Annotated in this window: 23 protein-coding genes and 1 tRNA gene; 13 read left to right on the top strand and 11 right to left on the bottom strand. The window is 61.1% G+C overall.

Going from position 1 to position 25,361, the window contains the following annotated elements:
* The first annotated feature begins 9 nt into the window (after positions 1-9).
* Together ffh and ACILSE_RS15965 are read left to right on the top strand one after the other, a co-directional pair.
* Positions 10-1,440, top strand: a complete 1,431-nt coding sequence (gene ffh / locus ACILSE_RS15970; protein ID WP_395718414.1) for a signal recognition particle protein — start codon at positions 10-12, stop codon at positions 1,438-1,440.
* Positions 1,441-1,485: 45 nt separating this feature from the next.
* Positions 1,486-2,445 carry a Gfo/Idh/MocA family oxidoreductase gene (locus ACILSE_RS15965; RefSeq protein WP_395718413.1) on the top strand — a complete coding sequence of 320 codons (960 nt, stop codon included), beginning with the start codon at positions 1,486-1,488 and terminating at the stop codon, positions 2,443-2,445.
* Positions 2,446-2,460: 15 nt separating this feature from the next.
* Here the strand turns inward: ACILSE_RS15965 and rbfA are convergent, their stop codons facing one another.
* From rbfA to nusA, 3 genes are all read right to left on the bottom strand, one after another.
* Positions 2,461-2,832, bottom strand: coding sequence for a 30S ribosome-binding factor RbfA (gene rbfA / locus ACILSE_RS15960; protein ID WP_395718412.1), 372 nt, complete (start codon positions 2,830-2,832; stop codon positions 2,461-2,463).
* Positions 2,833-2,908: 76 nt separating this feature from the next.
* Positions 2,909-5,155 carry a translation initiation factor IF-2 gene (gene infB, locus ACILSE_RS15955; protein WP_395718411.1) on the bottom strand — a complete coding sequence of 749 codons (2,247 nt, stop codon included), beginning with the start codon at positions 5,153-5,155 and terminating at the stop codon, positions 2,909-2,911.
* 89 nt (positions 5,156-5,244) lie between these two features.
* A complete protein-coding gene (gene nusA / locus ACILSE_RS15950) occupies positions 5,245-6,507 on the bottom strand; it encodes a transcription termination factor NusA (protein WP_395718410.1) in 1,263 nt (420 codons plus the stop codon).
* A gap of 139 nt (positions 6,508-6,646) precedes the next feature.
* Here nusA and ACILSE_RS15945 point away from each other — a divergent pair, with 139 nt between their 5' ends.
* From ACILSE_RS15945 to ACILSE_RS15925, 5 genes are all read left to right on the top strand, one after another.
* Complete coding sequence (locus ACILSE_RS15945; RefSeq protein ID WP_395718409.1) at positions 6,647-8,215, top strand: sulfatase; 1,569 nt, start codon at positions 6,647-6,649, stop codon at positions 8,213-8,215.
* Between the two features lie 138 nt (positions 8,216-8,353).
* The gene (locus ACILSE_RS15940; RefSeq protein ID WP_395718408.1) at positions 8,354-9,319 is read left to right on the top strand and encodes an ATP-binding cassette domain-containing protein; all 966 of its coding nucleotides are present in this window, start codon (positions 8,354-8,356) and stop codon (positions 9,317-9,319) included.
* On the top strand, positions 9,316-10,074 hold the full coding sequence (locus ACILSE_RS15935; protein ID WP_395718407.1) for an ABC transporter permease: 759 nt from the start codon (positions 9,316-9,318) through the stop codon (positions 10,072-10,074). The genes ACILSE_RS15940 and ACILSE_RS15935 overlap by 4 nt, the downstream gene beginning before the upstream one ends.
* 25 nt (positions 10,075-10,099) lie before the next feature.
* Positions 10,100-11,605: a Gldg family protein gene (locus ACILSE_RS15930; protein ID WP_395718406.1), complete on the top strand. Its 1,506-nt coding sequence runs from the start codon at positions 10,100-10,102 to the stop codon at positions 11,603-11,605.
* Between the two features lie 14 nt (positions 11,606-11,619).
* Positions 11,620-13,473, top strand: a complete 1,854-nt coding sequence (locus ACILSE_RS15925) for a DUF4340 domain-containing protein (protein WP_395718405.1) — start codon at positions 11,620-11,622, stop codon at positions 13,471-13,473.
* A gap of 272 nt (positions 13,474-13,745) precedes the next feature.
* On the opposite strand, the gene ACILSE_RS15920 is transcribed toward ACILSE_RS15925, so the two are convergent.
* Positions 13,746-13,836 (bottom strand) — tRNA-Ser (locus ACILSE_RS15920).
* 93 nt (positions 13,837-13,929) lie between these two features.
* Complete coding sequence (trmD, locus tag ACILSE_RS15915; RefSeq protein WP_395718404.1) at positions 13,930-14,598, bottom strand: tRNA (guanosine(37)-N1)-methyltransferase TrmD; 669 nt, start codon at positions 14,596-14,598, stop codon at positions 13,930-13,932.
* A 110-nt stretch (positions 14,599-14,708) separates the two neighbouring features.
* Here trmD and sucC point away from each other — a divergent pair, with 110 nt between their 5' ends.
* The 3 genes from sucC to ACILSE_RS15900 all read left to right on the top strand — a co-directional run bounded on the left by sucC (position 14,709) and on the right by ACILSE_RS15900 (position 17,426).
* Positions 14,709-15,893, top strand: a complete 1,185-nt coding sequence (gene sucC, locus ACILSE_RS15910; RefSeq protein WP_395718403.1) for an ADP-forming succinate--CoA ligase subunit beta — start codon at positions 14,709-14,711, stop codon at positions 15,891-15,893.
* Between the two features lie 82 nt (positions 15,894-15,975).
* The gene (locus tag ACILSE_RS15905) at positions 15,976-16,446 is read left to right on the top strand and encodes a pentapeptide repeat-containing protein (protein WP_395718402.1); all 471 of its coding nucleotides are present in this window, start codon (positions 15,976-15,978) and stop codon (positions 16,444-16,446) included.
* 53 nt (positions 16,447-16,499) lie between these two features.
* Complete coding sequence (locus ACILSE_RS15900) at positions 16,500-17,426, top strand: amidohydrolase family protein (RefSeq protein ID WP_395718401.1); 927 nt, start codon at positions 16,500-16,502, stop codon at positions 17,424-17,426.
* Here the strand turns inward: ACILSE_RS15900 and ACILSE_RS15895 are convergent, their stop codons facing one another.
* Together ACILSE_RS15895 and ACILSE_RS15890 are read right to left on the bottom strand one after the other, a co-directional pair.
* Positions 17,427-18,608 carry an aminotransferase class I/II-fold pyridoxal phosphate-dependent enzyme gene (locus ACILSE_RS15895; protein WP_395718400.1) on the bottom strand — a complete coding sequence of 394 codons (1,182 nt, stop codon included), beginning with the start codon at positions 18,606-18,608 and terminating at the stop codon, positions 17,427-17,429.
* Between the two features lie 24 nt (positions 18,609-18,632).
* Positions 18,633-19,112, bottom strand: a complete 480-nt coding sequence (locus ACILSE_RS15890) for an Lrp/AsnC family transcriptional regulator (protein WP_395718399.1) — start codon at positions 19,110-19,112, stop codon at positions 18,633-18,635.
* Positions 19,113-19,245: 133 nt separating this feature from the next.
* On the opposite strand from ACILSE_RS15890, the gene ACILSE_RS15885 reads away from it, so the two are divergent.
* The 3 genes from ACILSE_RS15885 to ACILSE_RS15875 all read left to right on the top strand — a co-directional run bounded on the left by ACILSE_RS15885 (position 19,246) and on the right by ACILSE_RS15875 (position 22,759).
* Positions 19,246-20,580: a CCA tRNA nucleotidyltransferase gene (locus ACILSE_RS15885; protein WP_395718398.1), complete on the top strand. Its 1,335-nt coding sequence runs from the start codon at positions 19,246-19,248 to the stop codon at positions 20,578-20,580.
* Between the two features lie 139 nt (positions 20,581-20,719).
* Positions 20,720-21,703, top strand: coding sequence for a hypothetical protein (locus ACILSE_RS15880; protein ID WP_395718397.1), 984 nt, complete (start codon positions 20,720-20,722; stop codon positions 21,701-21,703).
* Positions 21,704-22,129: 426 nt separating this feature from the next.
* Positions 22,130-22,759 (top strand): hypothetical protein, encoded by a 630-nt coding sequence (locus ACILSE_RS15875; RefSeq protein ID WP_395718396.1) that lies wholly within the window; start codon positions 22,130-22,132, stop codon positions 22,757-22,759.
* A 57-nt stretch (positions 22,760-22,816) separates the two neighbouring features.
* Here the strand turns inward: ACILSE_RS15875 and nth are convergent, their stop codons facing one another.
* From nth to ACILSE_RS15855, 4 genes are all read right to left on the bottom strand, one after another.
* On the bottom strand, positions 22,817-23,470 hold the full coding sequence (gene nth / locus ACILSE_RS15870) for an endonuclease III (RefSeq protein WP_395718395.1): 654 nt from the start codon (positions 23,468-23,470) through the stop codon (positions 22,817-22,819).
* A 19-nt stretch (positions 23,471-23,489) separates the two neighbouring features.
* Positions 23,490-23,978, bottom strand: a complete 489-nt coding sequence (locus ACILSE_RS15865; protein WP_395718394.1) for a 3D domain-containing protein — start codon at positions 23,976-23,978, stop codon at positions 23,490-23,492.
* 177 nt (positions 23,979-24,155) lie between these two features.
* The gene (locus tag ACILSE_RS15860) at positions 24,156-24,587 is read right to left on the bottom strand and encodes a thioredoxin family protein (RefSeq protein WP_395718393.1); all 432 of its coding nucleotides are present in this window, start codon (positions 24,585-24,587) and stop codon (positions 24,156-24,158) included.
* Positions 24,588-24,666: 79 nt separating this feature from the next.
* Positions 24,667-25,353 carry a CDP-alcohol phosphatidyltransferase family protein gene (locus ACILSE_RS15855; RefSeq protein WP_395718392.1) on the bottom strand — a complete coding sequence of 229 codons (687 nt, stop codon included), beginning with the start codon at positions 25,351-25,353 and terminating at the stop codon, positions 24,667-24,669.
* Positions 25,354-25,361 lie beyond the last annotated feature (8 nt).

Genomic DNA, 25,361 nt, shown 5'->3' with positions numbered 1-25,361 from the left:
ATCCACGCAATGTTCTCCACCCTCACCGAAAAACTCGAAGACGCCTTCAAAAAGCTGCGCGGCCAGTCCCGCATCAGTGAATCCAACGTCAGCGACGCCATGCAGGACATCCGCATGGCGCTGCTGGAGGCAGACGTGGACTTCAAGGTCGCGAAGGAGCTCGTCGAAACCGTCAAAGCGCAGTCCATCGGCGCGCAGGTGCTGCGCAGCGTCTCTCCCGGCCAGCAGATCGTCAAAATCTTCCACGACGAGCTCGTCAAGATCCTCGGCACCGCCACCGCGCTGAACCTCGACACGCCGCAGCGCATTCTCATGACCGGCCTCAACGGCGCCGGCAAGACCACCACCTCCGCCAAGCTCGCCAACTGGCTCAAAAAGCAAGGACGCCGCCCGCTCCTGCTCGCACTCGACCTCTATCGCCCGGCGGCCATCAAGCAGCTCCAGGTGCTCGGCCAGCAGCTCGGCGTGCCCGTGTTTGCTCCAGCCGAAGGCGAAACCGATCCCGTGAAGGCCGCGAAGGCCGCCCTGGATTGGCTGAAACAGCAGAGGGCTGGCATCGCCATCTTCGACACCGCCGGACGTCAGGATCTTGACGAGGAGCTCCTCGCCGAGTTGAAAAAGGTCCGCGAGATCGTGCAACCGAGCGAAACGCTGCTCGTCGCCGACGCGGCCACCGGCCAGCAGGCCGTCAGCGTTGCGCAGAAGTTCAACGAAGCCGTCGGCGTGACCGGTCTCATCATGACCAAGCTCGACGGCGACGCCCGCGGCGGCGCTTTGCTCTCCATGCGTCAGGTCACCGGCTGCGCGGTCAAATTCCTCGGCGTCGGCGAGAAGATCGAACAGCTCGAGGTCTTCCATCCCGACCGCATGGCCCAGCGCATCCTCAATATGGGCGATGTTGTGAGCCTGGTGGAAAAGGCCGCGGAGGAGATCGACGAGAAGGAGGCCATGAAGCTCGCCGAGCGCATGCAGTCGAACAAATTCGACTTCAACGACATGCTCCAGCAGATGCGCATGATGAAGAAGCTGACCTCCGGCGGCGGCATGGGCGGACTGCTCGGCATGCTGCCCGGCATGGCGAAGATGAAGGATGCCATCGGTCCCGACGCGGACAAGAAGATGAAGCACACCGAGGCGCTCATCCTCTCCATGACCCCTAAGGAGCGCCAGCGTCCCGAGATCATCAACGGCCAGCGCCGCAAACGCATCTGCGCCGGCGCAGGACGCCCCGTGATGGAGATGAACCAGCTCCTGAAGCAGTTCGAGATGATGAAAAGGATGATGAAGAACCAGGGAGCCATGATGCAGATGGCCAGCGCCATGATGGGCGGCGGAGGAGGCGGCATGGGAGGCCTTGGTGGCCTGCTCGGCGGTCTGGGAGGTGGCTGCGGCAAGATGCCCAAGCTGCCGCCCGGAATGAAGTTCCCCGGCAAGTTTTAAGCCCGCTCGTCATTCGTCATTCAAAATTCATCATTCGTCATTTGCATGTCCTCCTCCCCCTTCCGCATCGGAGTCGCCGGCGTCGGCGCTATTGGCAAGAATCACGCCCGCATCATGGCGGAGATCGCCGCGAAGAGCGGCGGTTCGATCGCCTTCACCGCCGTGTATGACGCGGACCCAGCCCGAGCCGCCGAATTCGCCGCGCAATACAAGACGCATGCCGCGAGCGACCTGGAGGACTTCGCAAAGCGTGTGGATGCCGCCACCGTGGCCGTTCCCACGATTTATCACCGTCGTGTCGCCGAGCCGCTCATGCAGAACGGCATTCACGTCATGGTCGAGAAGCCCATCAGCGAATCCTACGCCGAGGCGCAGGCCTTGATCGAACTGGCGAAGGCGAAGAGCGTCATCCTCCAGGTCGGGCACATCGAGCGCTTCAATCCGGTGCTGCGCCAGCTTGAGGAGCGCATGGACAACCCGCGCTTCATCGAGGCGCACCGCCTCTCCCCTTTCCCGAACCGTAGCATGGACATCGGCGTCGTGCTCGACGTCATGATACACGACATCGAGATCGTCCTGCACCTCGTGAAGTCCGACCTCATCCAGGTCGATGCCGTCGGCATCCCCGTATTGACGAAGCGCGAGGACATCGCCAACGCCCGCCTGAAGTTTGCTAACGGCTGCATCGCCAACATCACTGCCAGCCGCATCTCCCCGGAAAAGATGCGGAAAATCCGCGTCTTCCAGAGCAGCAGCTACCTCAGCCTCGACTACCAGGAGCAGAGCGGCTGGATTTACCGCAAGGACGGCATGCAGATCATCCGCGAGGCCGTCGAGGTGGAGAAGGACGAGCCGCTGAAACTGGAGATCGCCGCCTTCGTCGAATGCGCCCGCCACGGCCGCCGCCCTGTTGTCACGGGCCAGGAAGGCGCGGAGGCCGTCCGCATCGCCCTGGAGATCACCGACCAGATCGAGCGAAACGCCGCGCTCGGCGCGGTTAAGTGAGGCGTGCCGCCAAAGTTATTGAACTCCTTCCTCCGGAGCCGGATCGGGCGCGGGAGGCGGCAGGTTGTCGATGATGTTGAGGAGCGGGACACCACGCTCGACCGATTTGTCGAGGCGGAAGTAGAGATGCGGGCTGCTGCGGAGCTTCACGCGCTTGTAAAGATCGCGCTGGATAGCGCCCCGGGCCTTGGTGAGCTTTTCGATGGCGTTATCCTGCTGGTACGGTTTTCCAACGACTCCGACATAGACGAAGCACTGCTTCATGTCGGGGGTGCAGTCCACGTCATGGATGGTGACGAGGCAGTTTTCGATGCGGTAATCCTTCTCCAGGATCATGCACAGCTCGCGGCGGATCAGCTCGCAGACTTTTTGGATTCGAAGACTCATGAAGTTCGCTGTTCCTGGTTCGCCGTTCGCGGTTCGGCCACCGAGAACAGTGACCGATAACTGCGAATGTCTGCCATCAGAGTGTTTGGGCGATCTTTTCGAGCTCGTAGCACTCGATGACGTCGTTTTCCTCGTAGTCGGAGAAGCCGTTGAGCTTGATGCCGCATTCGAGGCCGTTGCGGACCTCGCCAACCTCGTCCTGGAAGCGGCGGAGGGTCTCGAAGCCGCCGTCATAGACGGCCTGGCCGTCACGCAGCACGCGGGCGCGCTGCTTGCGGAGCATGACACCATCGGTGACGACGGAGCCGCCGACGTAGCCTTTCTGCACCTTGAAGACCTGCTTCACACGAGCGTGGCCGAGGATCTTCTCGCGGGTGATCGGGTCGAGCAGGCCGGCCATGGCCTCCTTCACCTGGTCGATGAGCTCATAGATGATGGAGTAGAGCTTCACCTGGACGCCTTCGCGCTTCGCGGTGGTGAGAGCCTTGTTCTCCACCTTGACGTTGAAGCCGAGGATGACGGCGTCGGAGGCGCTGGCGAGAAGCACGTCGGATTCGTTGATGGCACCGACCTCCTTGTGCAGGATGTCGAGGTTGCACTTGTCGCTCTTGATGTCGGTGAGGCACTTGGCGATGGCCTCGACCGATCCCTGCACGTCGCACTTGAGGACGATCTTGAGCACTTTCTTGCTGCTGTCCTCGATGCTGGCAAAGAGGTGCTCCAGCGTGCTGCGGCGTGGTACGGTGAGTTTTTTCTGGCGGATATCCGCAAGGCGCTCCTCGCTGAGTTTTTTGACATCGCGCTCGTTTTTCATCACAACGACCTCGTCGCCGACGTGGGGCATGTCGCTGAAGCCGATGACCTCGCAGGGCATGCCTGGGAGGACTTCCTTGATGTTTTCGCCACGGTCGTTGATGAGCGCTTTCACCTTGCCCCAATATGGGCCGCAAATGAATGCCTGGCCGACTTTGAGTGTGCCCTGGCCGACGATGACGGTGGCGACAGGCCCCTTGCCAGCGACCATGGAGGATTCGATGACGGTGGCTCGCGGATCGGCCTTCGGATCGGCCTTCAGCTCAAGCACCTCGGCCTGGAGGGCCATGGTTTCGAGGAGATTGTCGAGACCGAGACCGGTTTTGGCGGAGACTTCCATGCACTCGATCTCGCCACCCCAATCGACGGGCGCGAGGCCGATCTCCTGAAGCTGGCTCTTCACGCGCATGACGTTCGCGGTGGGCAGGTCGCATTTGTTGATGGCGACCATGAGCTGCACGTCGGCGGCCTTGGCATGGGCGAGAGCCTCCTTGGTCTGCGGCATGATGCCGTCATCCGCGGCGATGATCAGCACGACAATGTCAGTGACATTGGCGCCGCGTGCTCGCATGGCGGAGAAGGCGGCGTGGCCGGGCGTGTCGATGAAGGTGATGGGCTTGCCGCCGTGGAAGATGCAATACGCGCCAATGTGCTGGGTGATGCCCCCTGCCTCGCCGGCGGTGACCTGGGTCTTGCGCAGCGCGTCGAGCAGAGAGGTCTTGCCATGGTCAACGTGTCCCATGAAGGTGATGATCGGGGCGCGCAGCTCGAGTTTTTCGACCGCGACCTCCTCGACGGGCTGCGCCACCGGCTCAACGATGACTTCTTCTACCTTGTGGACGCCGGCCCCCTTCTCACGCTTCTCGCGCTCCAGCTTGAAGCCGTGCTTCTCGCAAATTTTTTCAGCGATCTCGATGTCGATGGCCTTTTCGGCGCTGGCGAAGACCTTGAAGGCGATGAGGTCGGAGATGATCTTGAAGGGCTTCAGGCCCATCTTGTCCGCCAAGTCCTTCACCACGATCGGCTGTTTCAGATGGATGACCTTCTCACCGCTCTCGTTGACCTCAAACTCGGCCACCGGAGTTTCGGCTGGCGGCGCATGTACGATGGGAACGATCGGTTTAGGAGTGGTATCTTCTTTGAGCAGCGAGATGGGCGGCAGGGCGGTCTGCTGGACGGCGTCGGCAGGACGGCGGCGGACCTTTGGTTTGTCGTCGTCCTCGAACAAGTTCAGCGCGGCAGCCTTGCGCTCGTCCAGTGTGGGTTTGGCAGGCGCTGGAGGCTCATCCTTCACAGGCTCTTCAACAACCGGCTTTTTCGTGGCTCCCAAGGGGGGCAGTTCTGTGGCGCCCTTGGCTCTCCGAGTCTTGGGTTTTTCCTCTTCAATCAGCGAGAGCACCTTGCTTTTGGCCGCTTTTTTGGGCTTGGCGCTTTCGGCATGCACGTCGACTTCAGGCGTTTCTTCGCCTTCGGGCTTGTGCGGTTTGGAGGATGAGGACTTGCTGGGCATGAGAAAAATGGATCGGACGAGCGGAGCGGCTGGCTGGCTGGGATGAAGTGTTGGGGTTGTTCGGGGAAGCTTTCATGGCGGCACAAGAACTACTCCCCTGCAGGAGCTGCGTGTGCTTTCGCCTTTTCGAAGATCTGCTCGGCAAGCTCGCGGTTGCCGCCGAGAACGCCGGTGATGTCGTCCACATCGACGCCGGAGGCAAGCGTGGCGAGATCGCCCATGCCGCCCTCGGTGAGCTGGCGGGCGGTCTCCTCGTTGATCCCAAGAGCGTCCACGAGATGATGCACCGCGCTGCCCATCTGGCCTTCAAAGACCTCGGCGGCGTGCTGGTCTTTCTCGATGATCAGATCCATGCCCACGAGGCGGGAGGTCAAACGGGCATTCTGGCCGCGACGGCCGATGGCCTTCGACAAATCCTCCTCGCTGACCGTGAGGCGCGCCTCCTTCTTTTCAGCGTTCACCTGGATGGTGAGCACCTTGATGGGCTTCAAAGCCTCGCGGATGAACTCGGCGGGATCGGACTTCCAGCGGATGATGTCCACCTTCTCGTTGTTCAGTTCGCGCACGATGTTTTTCACACGCGCGCCACGCAGGCCGACGCAGGCGCCAACGGGATCGACTTTCTCGTCCGCGCTGTGTACCGCCACCTTTGTGCGGTAGCCGGCCTCGCGGGCGATGCTGGCGATCTCCACGGTGCGGTCGCCGATCTCGCTGACCTCGAACTCAAACAAGCGGCGCACGAAGTTCGGATGAGCGCGGGAGAGGATGATCTCGGGACCGCGACCGCTGTCCTTCTCCACCGCTTTCACATAGAAGCGCATGCGGTCGCCTGGGGTGTAGTCCTCGGTGGCCACGCGTTCCTTCGAGGTCATGACGCCCTCGAACTTGCCGAGATCAATCACGACATCCGACTTCTCAAAACGGCGCACCACACCGCTGACGACGTCTCCGGTGCGGTCCTTGAACTCGTCGTAGAGGTTCTCCTTCTCCGCCATGCGGAGGCGCTGGAGCATCGTCTGCTTCGCCGTCTGCGCGGCGATGCGGCCCATGTTGTTCGGCGTGACCTCGATCTCGATCTCGTCACCGATAACGGCGTCCTTTTTAAACTTCTTCGCCTTGGCCAGCGGCAGCTCTTCCCATGGATTGCTCACGGTTTCGACTGCGAGCAGTTTGGCGAAGGCCTTGATCGTGCCCTTGTCAGGATCGATGTCGATGCGCAGCTCACGCGCGGGACCGATGCTTTTCTTGGAGGCGGCGAGCAGTGCCTGCGAGAGGGCCTCGACCATCTTGCCGCGGTCGATTCCTTTCTCTTTCTCGTAGTAGTCGAAAAGGGCTTTAAGTTCGCTGATCATAAAATTTCGTGATGCCACCAGACAAAAAAGAGCGGGGAAGACCCCACTCTCGCCGAAAAACGCTAATTCTGTCCGGGAAGGACGCGGATCATAGAGGCATGTGTTCATTCGGCAAGCGGAAAAAGCCTGATTTCCCTTCGTGACGCCACCTGCCGCACCTGCGGCGGCCACCCCGCTGATGGTGCAGAAGAACACAAGCCCGTTCTTTGTTTTACTCGCGCTCCTTTCTCCTGAATGCGTGAACGCCGCAACCATGGGAAGGTTTGAGCGGATGGCGGCGTTGATGGTGATCATGATGCGCCTCACCCTCTTTCTGTTCTCCCTTGTCTCCAGCATTCACGCCGCGATGGCACCCAACATCGTGATCATCTTCATGGATGACATGGGTTATGCGGATGTCGGTTGTTTTGGCGCGCAGGGCTACCAAACCCCGAACATCGACAAGCTGGCAGCGGACGGGCGCAAGTTCACAAATTTCCACGTCGCACAGCCAGTCTGCAGCGCCTCACGCACCGCTCTTTTGACTGGCTGCTACCCCAATCGCGTCGGCATGCACGGCGCCCTCGGGCCATCGGCTAAACATGGCATCCACGCGGATGAGATGACCGTCGCCGAACTGGTGAAGCAAAAAGGCTATGCCACCGCCGCGGTCGGCAAGTGGCATCTCGGCTCCATGCCGCAGTTTTTGCCCGTGGAGCACGGGTTCGACGAGTACTACGGCATTCCTTACTCGAACGACATGTGGCCCTACCACCCGCAGGCAAAACCGGGCGCGTATCCGAAACTGCCGATGGTCGAGAACGACCATGTCGTCGATGAGGAAATCACACCGGAGGATCAAACCCATCTGACCACCGATTACACCGCGCGCGGCGTGACATTCATCGAGAAGAACAAGGACAAGCCATTCCTCCTCTACCTGGCGCACAGCATGGTGCATGTGCCCTTGTTTGTGAGCGACAAGTTCAAAGGCAAGTCCGGCAAGGGGCTATTCGGTGATGTGATGATGGAGGTGGACTGGTCCGTGGGGCAGATCATGGGCACGCTCAAAAAAAACGGTCTCGAAGACAACACCTGGGTCATCTTCACCTCAGACAACGGCCCCTGGCTCAGCTATGGCGACCACGCCGGCAGCGCCGGCCCCTTGCGCGAAGGCAAAGGCACCTGCTGGGAGGGCGGCACGCGTGTCACCGGCATCATGAAGTGGCCCGGCAAGATTCCCGCTGGCTCCACCACGGACACCATGATGATGACGATCGATCTTCTGCCCACCATCGCGCACGTCATTGAAGCCAGGCTGCCGGAACACAAGATCGACGGCCTCAACTGCTGGCCCATCGTCAGCGGCGCGCCCGACGCGAAGAACCCGCATGACTTCTACGCCTTCTATTACGAGCAAAACCAGCTCCAGGCCATTACCAGCGGCGACGGGCGCTGGAAGCTGCAACTCCCGCACAAATATCGCAGCATGGCCGGTGTCACCGAAAAGGCGAAAAACGGCATTCCAGTGCTATACAAGCAGCAGACGATCGAGCAGCCGGAGCTTTACGATCTTTACACCGACATCAGCGAGTCAAAGAACCTTGCGAACCAGCATCCCGCCGAGCTCGCGAAGCTCCAGAAGCACGCCACGGCAATCCGCGCGGAACTGGGCGACTCCTTGATGAAGATGCCCAAGGGCAGCGGCACGCGTGAGGCGGGGAAATAGCGGGCGCAGGACGGCGAATCCGGTCATTTGAAGGACGGGCATCATTTTTGCGAATGCCTGATTGCGAATTGTCAGGGAGGCGGGCATAGGCTTTAATTTCCGCCCTCTCATTTCCCTTCCCCAGATCTCCCAGCCGTCATGATCGATGTCGAAAACCTCACCAAGCAGTATGCCGGACGCACTGCGGTGAACAACATCTCCTTCAAGGTGGAGCCGGGGGAGATCGTCGGATTTCTGGGGCCGAACGGCGCGGGAAAATCGACCACGATGCGGATCTTGAGCGGTTACATGCCCGCCACCTCCGGCCGGGCCAGCGTGGCAGGCTTCGATGTCTTTCACCAGTCCATCCAGGTGCGCCAGTCCGTGGGCTACATGCCGGAGATGGCCCCGCTCTACACGGAGATGAAGGTGAAGGAATACCTGCGTTTCCGCGCCGAGCTGAAGGGGCTTTCCGGCCACGCCATGCGACGTCGTGTTGGCGAGGTGATGGAACTCACCGGTATCTCTGACATGCGCCGCCGCCTAATCGGCAATCTGTCCAAGGGCTACCGTCAGCGTGTGGCGCTCGCGGACGCGCTCGTTCACAAGCCCGGGCTGCTCATCCTCGACGAGCCGACGAACGGCCTCGATCCCGTGCAGATCCGCCAGGTGCGCGATCTCCTTCGCAGCATCAAATCCAAGCACACCGTGCTGCTCTCGACGCACATCCTCCAGGAGGTCGAGCAGACCTGCGACCGCGTGATCATGCTCCACCAGGGCCGCCTGCGGGCCAATGACACGCCGGAAAACCTCACCCGCCAGCTCCGCTCCACCACGCTGCTGCACCTCGAGATCGACGGTCCCGGCAATCTGGCCGAGAAACTCGCCGCCCTGCCCGGCGTGCGCAAAACCACCGAGGAGCCGGTGATCGCTCAGCCCTGGCGGCGCTTCACGCTGCGCGTCGAGCCGGGACATGACCTCCGGGACGCGGTCTTGGAATTGGCGATGAAGCAGAAATGGCGTATCCGGGAGATGCACCGTCAGCTCCCGAACCTCGAAGATGTCTTCGTTGAGTTGTCTATGAACGCAGGCGTCCCCACCGACATCCCCACCCACGTTCTATGAGGATTTTCTGGATTCTGCTCAAAAAAGAGCTGCACGCCTTCTTTGTCTCGCCCGTGGCCTATGTGGTCCTCGCGCTCGTGATGATCTTGAACGGCTTCGCATTCCGCGCCGCGCTCTCCGTGCTGGAGAGCGCGCCGAGCGAGGGCTCCATCGTGAGCTGGACCTTCCACGCGATGTGGTTCTGGCTGTCCTACTTTTTCATCTTCCCGCTGCTGACCATGCGCCTCTTTGCGGAAGAGAAGAAGATGGGCACACTGGAGACGCTCTTCACCGCCCCGGTGCGCGCCTGGCAGGTCGTCGGCTCGAAGTACCTTGCCTCGGTCATCGTCTATGGCGTGCTGTGGCTGCCGAGCTTGTTCAATTTCAAGTTCGCCCAGTGGATCACGGCCGGCCAGGTGGAGGTGCCTGCCGGGGCCATGCAAGGAGCCTATCTCATCCTCATGGTGATGGGCATGTTCAACCTCGCCGTCGGCTGCTTCGCCTCCTCTCTCACCGCGAACCAGATCGTCGCGGCGATCATCTCCTTCACCCTCAGCCTGCTGCATTTCCTGCTGGGCATCTTTGTCATGGTCGTCGGCCGCAAGCTTTCCGACACCATCGTGGACATCGTGAACTACTTCGCTGCCACGGAACACATCCGCATCTTCACCGCGGGACTGATCGACAGCCGGGCGCTGGTTTATTACTTGAGCATGTCGCTTCTGTTCCTGACCTTCACCCATCACGTCGTCGAGTTCCGTCGCTGGCGTCCGTGAAGACTGCCATTTCCCTTTCAGCACCATGCCGGATTCCGCCCAGCCACCCAACGCCGCGCAGCCGCCCGCCAAAGCTCTCGACATGCCGCGGCGTTACGGCATCGGCGTCAATGTCGCCGTCCAGATCATCCTCGCGCTGGCGCTTTTCGCCGGGGTGAACCGCCTCAGTTGGCGGCATTACTGGCGGTGGGACCTCAGCCCCAGCCAGGACTACACGCTGAGCCCGGCGACCCTGAATTATCTCGGCAGCCTTTCTCGTGACGTGCAGATCTTCATCGTCTTCGGACGTGACTCCAAGGTCTATGGTGAAGTGCAGTCCCTGCTGGAGGAATACCGCCTGCACGGCAGGCAGCGTGTGAAGGTACGCTCCATCGACCCCGTGCGCGACATCGAGCGCGCCGAGCAGCTCAAGGCCGACACCGGCCTCTCCCTCGCTCAAAACGGCGTTCTCCTGCGCTGCGGGGTGAACAAACGTTTCATCACCGAGGAGGAGCTCGTTGTACGTGAGTCCGGCACCAGCACCAACCGGCAGATCATCGAGTTTCGCGGCGAGGACGCCATCAGCTCCGCGCTCATCTCCGTCGTCGAGGGACGCGTCCGCCGGTTCTATTATCTCGTCGGCAAGGGCAGCCGTTCCGATGCCGCGCTCAGCGACGCCTACACCGCCGCAATCGATCTCGGGAAGCAGCAGAACTTCGAGGTCGCCCAGGTCAACCTCTCCGAAATCAACCGCATGCCCGATGACGCCGACGGCCTGCTCATTCTCGGCCCCCGTTATGATCTTTCCGAGCGCGAGATCACCATGCTCGACGACTACTGGAAGCGCAAACGGGCGGGCATCTTCGTCATGCTCGATCCTGGTGGGGAGACCCGCCGCCTCAACGCCTTCCTCACCGCCAACGGCGTGCGTCCGCGTGGCGACCGCGTCATTTTCGCTGAGAGCACCAGCACAGGCGCGCGGAAGGAATTCACCGTCCTCGCCGAGTTCATGAAGGAAGTCCCCTTCACCCGCCATCTCGCATCCTCCGCCATCACCCTCGCGGGCCAGTCGGAGTCCCTCGAGCTTCGGGACGAGCAGGATCCTTCGCTCAAGGAGCAGTCCATCACCCTACAGCCGCTCATGCGCGCCTCGCCCCGCTACTGGGGCGAGCGGCAGTATCTCGAAGAGCTGCCCATCGTCGATGAGGAGGACACGATCCCGCCCATCTACGTGGCTGCCAGCATTGAGCGCGGTATCGTGAGTGATGAAAGCCTCCGCGCGGACAGCTCCCGCATGGTCGTCGTCTCGAACTCCACTCTGCTCGACAAGCAGACCATGCTCGCCGTGAACCGCGACTTCGTCTCCGCTGGCCTGAACTGGCTCATGAACCGCGAGAGCCGCATCGGCATCGGCTCCAAGCCCAAACGCTCCTATCGCATCCAGCTCACCAAAAGACAGCACGAGCTGATTTTCTGGATCACCTCGATCACCTTGCCCGGCATCGTCCTCGGCCTTGGCTTCATGGTCTGGGCGAGCCGCCGGTCCGCCTGAACTGGTTTTGACGCATGAGCGCACGCACCACACTTCTTTTGTTCCTGCTTGTCGCCGCTCTCGGCGCCATCATCCTCGGCATCGAGCGCTACTTCCCCTCCGCCCAGGAGCTGCGCGAGATCAAGCGCGGCCCCTCCCGCTTCGAGAAGGAAAAAGTCACCCGCGTCGAGGTCCTCAACGCGGACAACACACCGCTCACCCTTGTGCGCGACGGCAACGCTTGGCAGATCGAGGCCCCTTTCAAGGATCTGGCCGATCCGCAGAAAGTCGCCGCCCTCATCCTCACCCTCGACGGCGTCGAATGGATCGAGCGCATCCACCGCGAGGAGTTCGACAACAACGAGTGGAAAAAAACCGGGCTCGACACGCCCCTTCACAAGGTCCGTCTGCTCTCCGGCGACACCGTCGTGCATGAGTGCTGGTTCGGTTCCCCCGCCGTCATTGAAAACAGCGTTTACATCGGCATCCCAGACGCCAAAACCGGCGAAAACGCCTGGTATCTTGCCAAAAGCGGGGCGCCCGACGTCCTGCAAATCCCAGCCGCCTCCTGGCGTGATCCCAAGCTCCTCCGCCTCCCCGCCGAGGTCATCACCGGCATCACCCTCACCCAGGCCTCCGGCCAGATCGTCCTCGCCCGCGAAAACGAGCACGCCCCCTGGATGCTCGAGAAGCCCCTCAAGACACGCGGCAGCAAGGAGCGCATCACCGAGCTGCTCTCCACTCTCCTCAACATCGAAATCACCGAGGCGAAAGACAAGGCCGCTAACGGCAGCGGCGGCTCCGCCAAGGACGACACGGCGCAGACCGCGCCCGCCGATGAGATCAAGATCACCATCGAATCCAAGACCCGCGGCAAAAGCTACGCACTCAGCTTGAAAAAACCCGCCGACGCCAAGCAGGCCATCACCTCCGCCACCTCCGCCTACCGCACCTCCGCGTTCACCGTCGCGGCCAAAAACCTCCTCGGCCTATGGGTCACCCCGAACGCCCTGCGCGACCACCTCCTTGCGCAGATCGACGGCGAGAAGCTCGAATTCATCACCCTCACCAGCAAGACCCATCCCGAGATCAACCTCCGCAACGAAGGCGGTTCCTGGTTCCTCCAGCGCCACGGCAAATGGGACCCTGCCAACGGCGAGCGCGTCGCCCGCTGCCTCAACGCCCTCAACACCCACGAAATCATCCAGTTCGCCGCCGACACCGCTGCCGACCTCACTCCCTACGGCCTCGCCGATCCCTTCCAGACCATCACCTGGACCCCGTCGCGGGAAAAGCCCGTGAAGCTCATGTTCGGCCACAATGCCGAAAGCACCCAGTTCTTCGCCAAATACGAGCACGAGCCCTTCATCTACCGCATCGACGCCTCCCTCCTGCCCTCCCTGCCCACCGACGGCATCAAATGGAAAGGCCTCGGCGCTCTTCGCTTCACCACCTTCGCCCTCCGCCGCATCAGCCTCGCCTACGGCGCCATCGCCCCCGTCGTACTGGACTACAACCCCGTCACCGCCCAGTGGAAGGCCACCCGTGGCGGACGTGATGTCACCGAGGAGATCGACCGCGTCAAAGCCGACCAGCTCGCCGGCAACCTCGCCCGTTTCACCGTCCAGGACTGGGCCGCCGACCGCAGCGAGGCCCTCCAGGCCCTGCAAAACCCCTTCCTCACCATCCAGATCGTTCTTGGCGAGCCCGGCCGCGCCGACGGCCCTGTGCGCGAAGTTGAGATCCACTTCTCCCCCACCCAGCCGAATGCCGAGACCGCCTTCTACTACGGCCAGATCAAAGGCGACCCCGACATCTTCTACATGACCCGCACCGCCCTCCTCCAGATCGTCGGAGAGAGCGTCTTCAAGGCAAAGCCGGTCAAGTGACCGTCACGCACGCGCCTAGCCAAGTCATCAAGCAGTCACGTCCACGTTGCACATCTGCCCCGCCAGCGGCGTTCCTGGCTCGTGCAGTTGCTTTCCAGCCTCGCGCCGGAGACATGCTGAACCTTGGCAGAGAGTGATGGAAGCACAGTTCGCAATGCTTGTGTCACCGGGGTTTGTCCTGCTAGCTGAAGGCCAAATTGGAGCTCGCCTCCGGGAGCCGCTCATTCACAAACAGCCACCCTCCGGTTGTTCATCCAACACTTGGATGAATATGGCGGTGAGGGAGGGATTCGAACCCTCGGTAGCTGTTAAGGCTACGCATCTTTAGCAAAGATGTGCTTTCGACCACTCAGCCACCTCACCGTTGCGCTGCGCCGTTAAGGCTGCGCGGCCCTATTTAGCGTGCAGCGTGGGAGATCGTCAAACGAAATGTCATCGTCCCATGTATCTGGAGATTCACAGCAGATCAGGGCGGTTCGTACGCGTCCGCTCCAGCGCCTGCTGCGCGCGCCAGTCGGCGATTTTGGCGTGATTGCCGCTGAGAAGCACCTCCGGCACCGTCAGACCACGGTATTCAGCCGGCTTCGTGTACTGCGGCGCTTCGAGCAGGCCGCTGGCACCGAAGCTTTCCTCCACCGCGCTCATTTCATCCCCCAAAACACCCGGCAGCAGCCGCACGATGGCATCCATGACCACCACGGCGGCGATGGCTCCATTCGTGAGCACATAGTCTCCGAGGCTGATCTCCTCATCCACCCAGTGCTCGATGATGCGGTGATCCACGCCTTCGTAATGCCCCGAAAGAAAGATCAGATGCGGCTCGGCGGCGAGACGCCGCGCCATGGCCTGGTCGAAGCGTTTCCCCGCCGGTGAGAGGTAAATGACTCGCGCCTCGGGCGTGTCGATCTTGTCCAGCGTCTCAAACACCGGCTCGGGGCGGATCACCATCCCCTGCCCGCCGCCATACGGCGTGTCATCGACGTGACGGTGCTTTCCCAGCCCCTGCTCGCGCAGATCATGCACGCGCAGGTCGAGGATGCCCTTTTCCTGTGCGCGTCCCATCATGCTCAGCCCCATCGGGACCGAGACCAGCTCCGGGAAGAGTGTCACCACGTCGATTCGCATGCGCCGCGATATGCCGCAGGCCCGCCGGCAAAACAAGCGCGGTATTCCCGGGGAATGCGCCTTGACGCTTCATGCCGCGCTTCTACTATCGCGCTCCCCATTTCTCCCCCATGAACATCCACGAGTACCAGGCCAAGCAGTTGTTTGAAAAGTTCGGTGTCGCCAGCCCCAAGGGCATTGTTGCCAGCACCGCGGAGGAAGCGGGCAAGGCCGCGCGTGAGATCGGCGGCCCGGGCCTGGTCGTGAAGGCCCAGATCCATGCCGGCGGCCGCGGTAAAGGCACCTTCAAAAACGGCTTCAAGGGCGGCGTGCATGTCGTGGACACACCGGAGCAGGCGCAGGAGATCGCGGGCAAGATGCTCGGCCAGACCCTCGTCACCCACCAGACTGGTCCGGACGGCAAGCTCGTGAGCAAGGTGCTCATCGCGAAGTCGGTCGATATCACCAAGGAGTACTACTTCGCCATCCTGTTTGATCGCGGCAGCAGCGGCCACGCCATCATCGCCTCCACCGAGGGCGGCATGAACATCGAGGAAGTGGCCGAAAAAACACCGGAGAAGATCATCAAGGAGTTCATCCACCCCACGCTCGGGCTCCAGCCTTACCAGTGCCGCAAAGTCGCCGCCGCGCTCGGCCTGCGCGGAGCCCTCGCGGGCCAGGCGGGCAAACTTTTCGCCGCCCTCTGGAACCTCTATCTCAAGAGCGACTGCTCCCTCGTCGAAATCAATCCGATGGCCGTGACGAAGGACAACCAAGTCGTGGCGCTCGACGCCAAGTTCAACTTCGACGACAACGCCCTCTACCGTCAGAAAGACGTCGTCGAGATGCGTGACAAGACCGAGGAAGACCCGCGTGAGGTCGCCGCGAGCGAGTTCGGCCTGAACTACATCGGCCTCGATGGCAACATCGCCTGCCTCGTGAATGGCGCCGGCCTCGCCATGTCCACCATGGACATCATCAAGTTCCACGGCGGCGAGCCGGCGAACTTCCTCGACGTCGGCGGCGGCGCTACGAAGGAGCAGGTCACCGCGGCCTTCAAGATCATCCTCGGCGATCCAAACGTGAAGGGCATCCTGGTGAACATTTTCGGCGGCATCATGGACTGCAACATCATCGCCACCGGCATCATCGCCGCAGCGCAGGAGGTTTCCCTGGGCATTCCGCTGGTCGTCCGTCTCGAAGGCAACAACGTCGAGGCCGGTAAGGCCACGCTCGCCGCCAGCGGTCTGAAGATCACCAGTGCCAGCGACCTGACCGACGCCGCGCAGAAAATCGTCGCGGCGGTGAAGGCATGACGCGCTGCCTTTCCGCGCATCTGTGACGAAACAAGTCTGAAAACCCGGTTTACGGCATCGTGAACCGGGTTTTCTATGCCCCATGGCCAGCATCACCAACGAAGAACTCCTCGCGCACACGCAATGGCTCGAAAGCGGAGGCAAAAGCGGCCGCAAGCTCGATGAGACCGGCATGAACCTGGCCGGAGCCACGCTCAACGACCTCAATCTCGCGAAAGCTCAGTTTGTCGGCACCACTTTCACGAAGGCGAACCTCGCAGGCACCAATCTTTCCGGCGCGGACTTCAGCGGAGCGAATCTCGACAGCGCCAACCTCAGCGGTGCCAACCTGAGCTGCGCGGATCTCGGCGGGGTGTCCCTGCGCAACGCAAATCTCAGCGGTGCCGACATTCGCGGCGCGGATCTTTCCGGTGCGAACCTCGAAGGAGCGAATCTGAGCGACGCCGACTTCACCGACGCGGATCTCATCGCCGCGAACCTCACCGGTGCGAACCAGAGCGGCATCAAGCTCGCCGGAGCCAAGCTGGCGGACACACGCGGGCTGAAAAGCTGAGCGGCTGCGGCGTTGCGCGCGCAACATCGCACCATCAATGGCGTAGTTGGTTCATGACCTCACGCCGCAGTTTCATCGCCACGGGAATCGGCGCGCTCGCCACGCGCAGCTTTGCTCAAACCGAAGCCACGGAGCCGGTGATCGACATCCACCAGCACATGAACTACCACCTGCGAACGGACGAGCATCTCGTTCTGCATCAAAAGGCCATGGGCGTGACGAAGACGATCATCCTGCCCTCCGGCACCTATGTGAACCGCCCTTCCACGCATGAAGGCCGCTCCAACGGCCTCGCCGCGAAGTGCGTCGGCACCGCGTGGGCGCGCGACTTCGCACAGGCACGTCCGGATGCTTATCTGTGGGCCTGCAACGAAGTGACCGACCTCGGCTCCGCACCGGCGGAGATCGAGACGTGGCTCAAGCAGGGCGCGTGCATGATCGCCGAGCAGAAGTTCAACGTCGAATGCGACTCCGCCGAAAGCCAGAAGCTCTACGAACTCGCCGCCGCCTACAACGTGCCCATCCTGCTGCATTTCCAGCACCAGACCTACAACCTCGGCTACGACCGCTTTTACACGATGCTGGCGAAGTTCCCGAAAACAAACTTCATCGGCCACGCACAGGCGTTCTGGGGCAACATCGACAAGAACCACGACCAGAAAGTGAACTACCCGAAGGGCAAGGTCACTCCCGGCGGATTGACCGACCGCTACCTCGCCGATTATCCGAACATGTTCGCCGACATGTCCGCGGGCAGCGGCTTGCTGGCCCTCACCCGCGACGAGGGGCACACCACCGCCTTCTTCCAGCGCCACCAGGACAAAATCCTCTACGGCAGCGACTGTGCCGACCACCTCGGCCGCGGCCCCGGCTGCCAGGGCGCCGCCACCCTCGCCGCGATCCGCAAACTCGCGCCGAACAAGGCCGTGGAGCGCAAAATACTCTTCGAGAACTCGAAGAAGCTGTTCCGGCTGGCGTGATCAGGTCTTGCTTGCGCGCACCTCGTTCACGAACTCCTCCATCAAATCCATCGCCTTGGCGATGAGCTCGGGGGCGGTGGCGTAGCAGCAGCGGACGAAGCCCTCACCGGCGCTGCTGAAGGCGCTGCCGGGAACGACGGCGACGCTTTTCTTCTGCAAGAGCTGGATGGCGAACTCCTTGCTGGTGAGGCCGGTGCTGCGGATGTCCGGGAAGACATAGAACGCGCCGCCGGGATTGAAGCAGTGCAGGCCCATGCCGTTGAGGCGGCTGACGATGAGATTGCGGCGCTGCTCGTAGCTTTGACGCATGTCCTCATACGCGGTCTCGCCCATCTTGAGGGCCTCCAGGCCGGCCACCTGGCTCATGATGGGGGCGCAGAGCATGCAGTATTGATGAATCTTCATCATCGCCTCCCGCAAAGGCGCTGGAGCACAAGCGTAGCCGAGACGCCAGCCGGTCATGGCGAAGGCCTTGCTGAAGCCGTGCAGCAGCACGGTGCGCTCCCGCATGCCGGGATACTCGACGATGCTCTTGTGCTGGCGGCCGTCGTAAAGCAGCTCGCTGTAAATCTCGTCGGTGAAAACGAGCAGGTCGTGCTTCACCGCGAGCGCGGCGATTTTCTCCAGCTCCTCGTGCGGCATGATGCCGCCGGTGGGATTGGTGGGGAAGTTCATCGCGATGACCTTCGTGCGCGGCGTGATCGCCTTTTCGACATCGGCGGCCATGAGCGCGAATTCGTTCTCCTCACGCGTCTGCACGACCACGGGCACACCGTAGGCCATCTTGATGCTCGGTGAATAGCTCACATAGCAGGGCTCGTGATAGATGACTTCGTCGCCGGGGTTCAAAACGGCGCGGAAGGCGATGTCGAGCGCCTCGGAGACGCCGACGGTGACGAGGATCTCCGTCTTCGGGTCGTAGGTGACGCGGAAATGCTTCGTCACATACTCGCTGATCGCGATGCGGAGCGATTCGAGACCGAGATTCGAGGTGTAGCTCGTCATTCCCTTTTCGAGGGAACGAATCGCGGCCTCGCGGATCGGCCACGGGGTCGGCTTGTCAGGCTCGCCCACACCGAGGGAGATGACATCGCTGCGGCCGATGACGAGTTCGAAGAAATCACGGATGCCGGAGCGCGGCAGATCACGGATGACGGTGGAAAGTTTGCTGTCGTAGTCCATCTGGCGGGTCTTCCTCGGCAAAAATTACGGACTGACGGGCAGGCGCACTTCATCGCCGTCCGCATTCACCAGGAAGCCGCCTTCTTTGTAGGCCTTCAGTTGGAAGCGCGTGGCCGTGCTGAGCACCCCACCAAGCGTGCTGAGCTTCTCCGCCACGAAATTCGCCACGTCGAGCAGGTCCTTGCCCTCGACGACCACGGCAAGGTCATAACCGCCGCTCATGAGGAAGCATTCGCGGACCTGGTCGAACTTTGAAATGCGGCGGGCAAGGCGGTCAAAGCCGCCGTTCGGCTCCGGCGTGATGCGAACCTCGATCAAGGCCGTGACACGACGATCCCCCGCCTTGAGGCGGTCCACCACGGCGCTGTATCCCAGAATCACGCCATCAGACTCCGCCGCGGCCATGCGTGCGGCGACCTCGGATTCCGAGATGCCCAGAGTCAGGGCGATGTCCTTGTGCGTGCGGTTGGAGTCGTTGCGTAGCAGTTCAATGAGGGGGTCCATGGCGATCGGGGCCGCGAGTGTAACGCGAGACCACGATTTGAACAGGAGAAATCCACCGTTGCTCTCCAAGCCATGACAGAGACGGCACATTGAACCTTGAACATCGAACCCTGAACGCTGAAGGGTCGGCCTCATGCGGAAAACCGCCGTCCAGATCATCGAAAAACTCACGCAGGCAGGCCACACGGCGATGCTGGCGGGCGGTTGCGTTCGGGACATGCTGCTGGGCCGCGAGCCGAAGGACTACGACGTGGCCACCAGCGCCACGCCGGAACAAGTGGTGAAGCTCTTTCCCGGCGCGCAAACGGTCGGCGCGCATTTCGGCGTGGTGATCGTGCGCCTGAACCACGTCCATGTCGAGGTGGCCACTTTCCGGAGCGACGGCAGTTACAGCGACGGCCGACGACCGGACAGCGTGACGTTTTCCACACCGGAACTGGACGCGCAGCGCCGCGATTTCACGGTCAACGGCCTCTTCTTCGATCCGCTGACGGAGCAAGTGATCGACTATGTCGGCGGTCAGAACGACCTGCGCTTGGGTCTGCTGCGCGCCATCGGCGTGGCAAAAGACCGCTTCGAGGAGGACCATCTGCGCATGCTGCGCGCGGTTCGTTTTGCCACCGTGCTCGGTTTCGACATCGAGCATGCCACATGGGAGTCCATCTGCGGACTTGCCCCGAAAATCAAGAGCGTGAGCATCGAGCGCATCCGCGATGAATTCATCAAGACGATGCTCAGCCCGAACCGCGTGCGCGGATTCGACCTGCTGGTGAACAGCGGCCTCATGGAGCAGTTCCTGCCGGAAATCCTCGTGCTGCAGGGCTGCGAGCAGCCGCCGCAGTGGCACCCGGAGGGCGATGTGTTTGTGCATACGCGCCTCATGCTCAGCCTGCTGCCTGCCGAGGCCTCATTGCCGCTGGTGATGAGCGTGCTGCTGCATGACATCGCCAAGCCAGCCACCCAAACACGCGACGAGACCGGCCGCATCCGCTTCAACGGCCACGACAAACTCGGCGCTGAGATGACCGGCGGCATCATGCGCCGCATGAAATTTCCGAACGACGTCATCGAACCCACGGTGACCGCGGTGGAGAACCACATGGCCTTCATGAACGTGCAAAAGATGCGCACTGCCACGCTGCGCCGCTTCATGGCGCGTCCGTCCTTTGATGACGAACTGGCATTGCACCGCGTCGATTGCCTCGGCTCAAACGGCTTCACGGACAATTACGAGTTCCTGCTCGCGAAGAAGGAGGAGTTCGCCAACGAGCCCCTGCTGCCGCCACGTCTCATCACCGGCGCGGATTTGATCGCGCTCGGCTGGCATGCCGGCAAGGCCATGGGCCGCCTGCTGACCACGATCCAAACCCTCCAGCTCGAAGGCACGGTAAAGACCAAGGAAGAGGCTCTGGCGTGGATCGCGAAGAACGCGCCGACGCCGGATTCGTTTGAGGCGGCCGTGGAATGAGTCCGCGCCTTTGACGGCGGCCGGACACGCCTCATGGAATGGGAAAGCGAAGCAGGACGGAACTAGCCGCAAAGAATGCGGCGGATGCGCGTTTATGAGCGCCGTGTTTTTGCGACTGCCATTGATCCTCGGTTTTCTCATGCTCACCGCCCACGCGGCGGAGTGCTGCACCATCCCGGTGTTCCGCTACGCCCTCGACCGATGGGAGGCGGACCGGTTTCAGCTGATTTTGCCCGCCAGCGCCTCGCAGGACGCGACTTTGCAGGACCTGCTGCGCCCACTGCGGGCCAACGGCAAGGCGAACCTCGACATCACGACCGCCCGTGATGCGACACTGACGGAGGCATTGCTGAATGACTCGCGTGGTGGCGAGAAGCCGCTCTGGCAGGGACGCCTCGACAAAGCGGCGCTGGAGGCCGTGCTGGATTCACCGGCGCGCCGGAAAATCATCCAACAGGTGCTCGCTGGAGATTCGATCATTTGGGTCATCGCCGATAGCGGGGCGCCGCTGGACGCGGCGGAGGTGGAACGAGTCGAAAAACGCCTCAAGTTCCTGGAACAAGTGGCCTCGCTGCCCATTCAGGATCCCAACGACCCGGACAGCCAGCTCGGCCCCGGACCATGCCTCAAGCTCAAATTCACCACTTTGCGCGTCAGGCGGGATGATCCGGCGGAGGCCTTGCTGCTGCGCATGCTGGCCGGCCCCAAAGGGGAAATCGACCCGGCAGGCACGAACTTCGCCGCCGCCGTCTTTGGACGCGGCCGGGTGCTGGGTGCCTGGCCGCTGGCTCAACTCGATGACCGCACCCTGGAGGAAGTCAGCATGTTTGTCGTCGGCCGCTGCTCCTGCAGGATGAAAAATGAGAACCCGGGGTGGGATATCCTCCTCAATGTGGATTGGGAAAAAGCGCTCCAAACCGCCAATTCAGCCGCATCCGGGCTAACTGCGACCATTCCACCTGCCAAGGCAACCGGCAAGGCTGCCCCGGAGGTTGTTTCGATTGCCCCCAGAGAGACGCCCTCACCTCAAAAAAACAACATCAGCAGCACTGTGGGCATCAGCGGCCTTGTGGTCGGCTCGATCTTGGTGGCATTGCTGTTACGCATGCGCCTGAAGCACTGAATACCTCGAGCCGGGGTTGGAGCCAGATAGAAAGAAAATCTCCAAAGCTCTCGAGGGAGTCGCTTCATGCCTGTAACTGCTGTTAGGAGTCGAAATCTCAAAATCGCAAAAAAGGTTTGCCGAAACTATTGATTTGAGAGATTATTTAAGTTATCTAAATAATCAATAGTTCCCTTGTTTGCCATGAAAAGCATCCTTTCCAGCATCTTGCTCTTCAGCGTAGCACTTTGCCAAACAGCGTTCAGCCAAGGAGCACCTCCTCCTGGCTACGGAGTGATGGGGGTCCCGCCGCCCGGTTATGGCGCACCACCTCCAACCACGGTGCCCGCCTACCCCAACTCATTACCACCTCCTTCGGTGACTCCGGCAGTCACGGCACCTCCGCCTTACGCCGACCCTTATGCCACCGCCCCTCAGCCCGGAGCCATGTCTTCCTACGCTCCGCAGGGAACCGGTGCCTACAGCGCGCCTCCCCCAAATGCCGCCAGCTATGGAGCCAAAGCGGGCCCCAACATGATCAACTTCAACAATCTGGAAGTTTTTTACCGCTACGTTGACCCGAAACAGAAGGATCTTGATGGCGCTCACACGATCGGAGGTGCGCTGACTGTCGCGCTTTTCAATCCCCTGTATCTTAAAGTCGGCGCATCCTGGGGCAGCGGCCCGGGCGGTAGTGGCAATGTGGGCGGGGCGAGGAATGCCGATTACGACTTTGCCAGTATCCAGGCGGGGGCGGGCTTTCACACATCGCTCATTTCGGACAAACTCACCTTTATTGCCGAGGCCGGTTTGAACTACACCAGCCTCCGCGCTACGGATTCCACCCTCAGTTTCAGCGACGGCTCGATCTATGTCCGCCCTGCGCTGCGTTTCATGCCTCTGGACTTCATGGAAGTGCAAGCAGGTGTCACCGTCAGCAGCGCGGACAAGTATGACAGCAAGATGATCGACATCTCCACCTACTTCCGGGTGCTGCCGATGTTCGACATCGGCATTGGGGCCGATTTTGGCGACGCCACCCGTGCTTTCCGCACCTCCTTGCGTCTGCGCTGGTAATAAGTTCAACCACACCTCAAGACACGAAAGCCCCCTGTCTCCCGACAGGGGGCTTTTTTATGCTTTGCGTGTCCGCTTAGGACGTTGGCGGGCGGGAAAGCAGACGCGGCAGATTTCACACACCGTTCCATCGCAGCCCCGGGCGGTGCAATGCTCACGTCCATAATAAATGATCTGAAGATGCAACTTGTTCCAAGCATCACGAGGAAACAGCTTTTTTAGATCCCGCTCAGTCTGAAGCACTGACTTGCCCTGCGTCAGTTCCCAGCGCTGTGCGAGCCGGTGAATGTGCGTGTCCACAGGAAAAGAAGGCTCCCCAAACGCCTGCGCCATGACCACCTGGGCGGTTTTGTGGCCGACTCCGGGGAGTTTTTCGAGAGCTTCAAGCGAGGCCGGCACCTGCCCTTCATGCCCGGCCACAAGAAGGCGGGAGAGTTCCTTGATCGCACGTGCTTTTTGAGGCCCCAGGCCACAAGGCCTCACGATGGATTCGATCTCCTCCACCGGTACCGCAGCCAACTCATGCGGCGTCCCGCCCAACTTGAACAAGGCCGGCGTGACCTGATTAACGCGCACATCCGTGCATTGCGCCGAGAGCAAAACCGCCACCAGCAGTGTGAAAGCATCTGAGTGGTCCAGCGGTATGGGCGGATCCGGGTACAATTGCCCCAATCGCCTAAGCACAAAATCCGCCCGTTCTTGCCTTGTCACTTGATTTAAAAGCCAGCGTCTAGGTGCTGGTTTCGATCCGGGACACCATCTTGCGGATGTGGGGGTAAGCTGTTCTCGGCTTCAGGATCGACAAGCTCTTGGAGAACGAGCCCCACTTCAGAACTCGGATGTTCACGTTGCGCACCCCCCAGGCCTTCATCGTTGCCTTGTCGGGTTTGTAGAGATCGATTGTGTTGGTTCCCACAAGCGCGGAACCATAATCATCGACTTGGTAAACATACGGCAGCCCCTCAATCTGGAAAATTGTCCCCACCGGGAAAACTGACCAGTCAGCCGCCGCGCTTCGCACATTGCCATATTTCAAATTCGTGCCCACAGCCGTTCGAGCGCCGTAAATGATGTGATCAGACTCGCTGTGTGTGTAGGCTGTCGTGCGAACGGAAGTGATGCGGCTAGCATTTTTGGTGAACTTACCCGAGCCGAAAATGCCAGACGAAGAACAGGAAGCCAGCAGGCAGGTGACGAAAATGGGGAGGAGGTGGCGCATTGTTATCAACAATATGCTGGTTATTATCTTTCCTGAGAGGCAATTTTTATAGTGAGGCATCCCCTTCAGGAAATCAATCCCTCATTTTAGGGGGGGCACCTCCTTGCCGAGAAAAGCCATTCCCATAGCTGCCAGCCTCAGCCAGTGTTTCAGGCAACAAATGTAGTTGCGTGCCTCTCAATGGGCCGAAGCCTTTTTAAGCACGCCTTCAAGCTTGGCGACAAACTCCTTGCTGGTTTCGACACCGCCATCCTGCACGTCGAGTTTCTTGCCAGAAGCATCCATAAAGAGAATGTAAGGCACGCTTTCGAGCTTCAATCCCTCGAACACCTTCTGGTTGGCCGGCACATCGATGTCCAGATAGGCCCAGTTAAACTTGTCGTGGAAGGGTTTTACCTCAGCGCTGGGATACACATTCTTCTTCATCTCCTGGCAGGGGCCGCACCAGGAGGCGGAAAAAACGATCAGGGCAGGTTTGCCGTTCTCCTTCGCCGCCTGGGTCACGGTATCGTGGCTGGTGGAGAATTTTGGACTCCCGGCGGGAAAATCTGCGGCGTTCAAAATGGAAGCAACCAGAGCAGCGGTGAAGATGAGGACGAATTTTTTCATGAAGGTGATGAGAAGGCTTTGCGGAGCCCAACTAAGACGTGCTGAATCACGAATTATTCCACAGGGAAATCTTCCGCGCTCATTTTGCGCTCAGTTCCCCGGCCAGCGCCCTCAGCCGTCGCCAGCAGGTCCATAATCCACCGAAAAAGATCAGCGTCAGCGCGACCAGAATGCCCTGGCGACCAAGTCCGGCGAGTTGCTGCGTCATTTCAATCAAAATGCCACCGCATAGCAGGGCCATGCGGTGCTGTTTCGCCATCGGCCCGCGAAAATCGTGCTTTCCGATCAGGGATGCGCCCAAAACACGGATGTAGGCTGTCCACACCGCCACGACGGCGCAGCACCAGCCTAGAGGAATGACATCAAAGAGCTTCACCACACCCGGCTCCCCCGCCCCGCTGTAACCTGCGCCCACGAGGATCAGCACATCCGCCACACGATCCGGCGCGTCGTTGTAGATCGCTCCCACAGGCGAGCCTTTGCCACCCTCCACAGCCACCATGCCGTCCATCAGGTTGCACATGAGCCGGAGCTGAATGCACGCTAGAGCGCCTCCCCATGCCGCGATGATACCCGCTGTGCTTGTTTGATCTCCTGCGACAAGAAAGCATGCCATCGCCCCTCCGGCAAAGACCACGCTCAACACCGAGATCGCGTTTGGCGTGACGCCGGAGCGCACCAGCATCCCGGCCAGCGCACGCGCCCAGCGGGTGTCGCGTGATTTCAAAACACGCCGGGAGGCTACATGCTCTTCGGGAACGCTCATGCGGTATA

The organism is Prosthecobacter sp., assembly GCF_044236155.1.
Lineage (GTDB): Bacteria > Verrucomicrobiota > Verrucomicrobiia > Verrucomicrobiales > Verrucomicrobiaceae > Prosthecobacter.
This window is presented reverse-complemented; position numbering and strand designations above follow the sequence as displayed.